This is a genomic window from Streptomyces sp. NPDC104761 (assembly GCF_055583445.1).
On sequence record NZ_JBVJNZ010000028.1, the window covers coordinates 45,512 to 49,505 of the forward strand.

At 69.3% G+C, this 3,994-nt stretch carries 1 protein-coding gene; it reads left to right on the plus strand.

What is annotated here, in order from left to right:
* Positions 1 to 326: 326 nt before the first annotated feature.
* Complete coding sequence (locus tag ACZ63F_RS41330; protein ID WP_469719051.1) at positions 327 to 3,893, plus strand: choice-of-anchor D domain-containing protein; 3,567 nt, start codon at positions 327 to 329, stop codon at positions 3,891 to 3,893.
* Positions 3,894 to 3,994: the final 101 nt, after the last annotated feature.

Consider the following 3,994-nt stretch of genomic DNA (forward strand, 5'->3'; position numbering starts at 1 on the left):
TCACCATACACCACTCCGTTTCCTGTGCCCCCGTCCCCCACCCCCCCCCCCCCCCCCCCCCCCCCCCCCCCCCCCCCCATCCCCCCCCCCCCCCCCCCCCCCCCCCCACCGTCGTGCGTGCGGCCCCGCACCGGAGGGCGAGCCATGACCTCGCATTAGATCTTGCATGCCGAATTTTTATTGTTGCAATGTTCTGTCTGGTTATTGCGCGCAGATGTCGACGTCATTACGGTCCCCGGTACGTCATCACCTTCCTCCGCCTTCCCTCCCGCCCCGGGCGGTGTCAGCGGAACAGTCCGGGCATCCCGTGATGAAAGGAGTGGTAAGTGAACCATTCCGTTCGAGATCTGAGACGAGCGCTCGTCTGGGCGGTCAGCACCGCGCTGCTGACGGTCGCCGGCGTCTTCGCGCTGGCCGTCCAGCCGGCCGCAGCCGCGGCCGCGGCCGCCGCCACCGGCGGCAGCGGCGCGAGCCTGCCGTACGTCGAGGTGCAGGCGGAGAACTCCGCCACCAACGGCACCACCATCGGCCCGAGTTACACCCAGGGCCAGCTGGCCGACGAGGCGTCGTACCGCAAGGCGACGACCCTCCAGGGAACCGGCCAGTACGTCACGTTCACCACCCCGGTGGCGACCAACTCGATCAACTTCCGGTACAGCATCCCCGACACCTCGGGCGGCTCGGTCTACACCGCCGCGCTGTCCCTGTACATCAACGGCGTCAAGCAGCCCGACTTCACCCTGACCAACGCCTACAGCTGGTACTACGGCAGCTACCCCTTCACCAACACGCCGGGCAGCAACCCGCACCACTTCTACGACGAGGCCCACCGCCTGTTCTCCACCACCTATCCGGCGGGCACGACCTTCAAGCTGCAGGTCGACTCCGGCGACACCGCCTCCTCGTACACGATCGACTTCGCCGACTTCGAGCAGGTCGGCGCTGCCCTGACCGCGCCCTCGGGGTCGGTGTCGGTGACCAGCAAGGGCGCCGACTCGACCGGCGCGACCGACGCGACCAGCGCGTTCAACGCCGCGATCAGCGCGGCGGGCCCCGGCGGCACCGTGTGGATCCCGCCGGGCACCTACAACGTCCCCGGCCACATCAGCGTCAACAACGTCACGATCGCCGGCGCCGGCATGTGGTACTCCACCGTCACCGGCACGGCACCCGGCTTCTACGGCAACTCCGCGCCCTCGCCGAGCACCGGCGTGCACCTGCAGAACTTCGCGATCTTCGGCAACGTGCAGGAGCGCAACGACAGCGCCCAGGTCAACGGCATCGGCGGCGCGATGAGCAACTCGACCGTGTCCAACCTGTGGATCGACCACCTGAAGGTCGGCGCCTGGATGGACGGGCCGATGGACGGGCTGACGTTCAGCGGCATGCGCATCCGCGACACCACCGCCGACGGCATCAACTTCCACGGCGGCGTCACCAACTCGAAGGTCACCAACAGCGACATCCGCAACACCGGCGACGACTCCATCGCCACCTGGGCGGACTCCGGCATCGGCGCCGACGCCAACGACACCATCTCCAACAACACCGTCTCCCTGCAGATCCTCGCCAACGGCATCGCGATCTACGGCGGCCACGACAACACCGTCAGCGGCAACCGTGTGGTGGACTCCGGCATCACCCAGGGCGGCGGCATCCACGTGGGGCAGCGCTTCTCGTCCACGCCGGTCGGCACCACCACGATCTCCGACAACACCATGGTCCGGGACGGCAGCCTCGACCCGAACTGGCAGTTCGGCGTAGGCGCGTTGTGGTTCGACGGCAGCCAGGGCGCGATCGCCGGCCCGATCAACGTGACCAACGCGCTGATCCAGCAGAGCCCGTACGAGGCGATCCAGTGGGTCGAGGGCACGATCAGCGGGGTCAACCTCAACAACGTGACCATCGCGGGCACCGGAACCTTCGCCCTGCAGGAACAGACCGGCGGCGCGGCCAAGTTCACCAACGTCACGGCCACCGGCGTCGGCTACTCCTCACCGGTGTACAGCTGCTCGGGCGGCAACTTCGTCGTCACCGACGGCGGTGGCAACTCCGGCATCAGCGGCACACCGTACTGCGGAGGGTGGCCGGCCCCGGTCTACCCGCCCTATCCGTCCGAAGGCGTGACGGCCACCCCGGGCGCCCTCAACTTCGGTTCCATTCCCACCGGTTCGACGAGTGACGCGCAGACCGTGACCGTGTCCAACCCGACCAGCACCGCCGCGTCCGTCTCGTCCGTCTCCACCAGCGGCGACTACTCCCAGACCAACACCTGCGGCTCGTCGATCGCCGCGAACGGCTCGTGCACCGTCAGCGTGAAGTTCGCGCCGACGGCCACCGGCAGCCGCAGCGGCACGCTGACCGTCAACGCCGGCGGGGTCACCAACACCGTCACCCTCTCCGGCACCGGCACCGCGCCCGGCCCGGTGCTGAACACCGACCCGGCGAGCCTCGCCTTCGCCGCCACGGTGGTCGGCTCCTCGGCCGACACACAGACCGTGAAGGTGACCAACTCGGGCACCACCTCGGCGACCGTCTCGGGCGTCTCGGCGACCGGTGACTTCAGCCAGACCAACACCTGCTCCACCCTCGCGGTCGGCGCCTCCTGCACGGTGACCGTCGGCTTCAAGCCCACCACGGGCGGCTCGCGCACCGGCAACCTGACCATCACCAGCAACGCCAACAACAGCCCCACCGTCGTCGCCCTGACCGGCAGCGGCATCGACAGCACCACCAACATCGCCGCCGGGCGCCCGGCGACGGCGAGTTCGAGCAACAGCCCCTACGTCGCCTCGAACCTCACCGACGCGGACGCGTCGACGTACTGGGAGGGCACGAACGGCTCGTTCCCGCAGTGGGCGCAGGTCGACCTCGGCCAGAACTACGGCGTCGGCAAGGTCGTGCTCAAGCTCCCGCCGGCGACCGCCTGGTCGGCCCGCACCCAGACCCTGTCGGTGCAGGGATCCACGGACGGCTCCAGCTTCTCCACGATCAAGGCATCGGCCGGGTACACCTTCGACCCGAACTCCGACAACAACACGGTGACCATCACGTTCAGCGCCGCCACGGCACGCTACGTGCGGGTGAACATCACCGCCAACACGGGCTGGAACGCGGCCCAGTTGTCGGACTTCGAGGTGTTCCCGAGCAGTGGCGGCTCCTCGCCGGCCACCCTGTCGGCCAGCCCGGCGTCACTGACGTATCCCACCCAGGCGCTCAACACCGCCAGCAGCGCGCAGACGGTCACGGTCACCAACTCCGGTACCGCGGCGGCGACCGTCTCCGGCGTCACGGTCACCGGTGACTTCTCGCAGACCAACACCTGCGGGACGTCGATCGCGGCAGGGGCCTCCTGCACGGTGGCCGTCACCTTCACGCCCACCGCGTCCGGCACCCGCACCGGTGATCTCAGCATCGCCAGCAACGCGTCGAACGGCACGACCACGGTCGCGCTGACCGGCACCGGAGCCGGCGCGGTCAGCAAGAACCTGGCGGCCGGCGCGGCCACCACCGAGTCCAGCCACACCGACGTCTTCCCGTCGTCGAACGTGACGGACGGCAACCAGGGCACCTACTGGGAGAGCGCCAACAACGCCTTCCCGCAGTGGGTGCAGGTCGACCTCGGTTCCGCGCAGAGCGCGAGCCGCGTCGTCCTCCAGCTCCCCGCGACCTGGGGCGCCCGCAACCAGACGCTGTCCCTGTCGGGCAGCACCGACGGCTCCTCCTTCTCCACGATCAAGTCGTCGGCCACGTACTCCTTCGACCCCGCCACCAACAACACGGTCACCATCTCGTTCACCGCGACCACCCAGCGCTACTTCCGGGTGAACATCACGGCGAACAACGGCTGGCCGGCCGGTCAGATCTCCGAGTTCCAGGTCTGGAACACCTGATCCGCCCCCACGGTGGGGGGGGGGGGGGGGGGGGGGGGGGGGGGGGGGGGGGGGGGGGGGGGGAGGGAAAGGAGGAGGAAAAAGAGGAGGGGGGGGGGGAA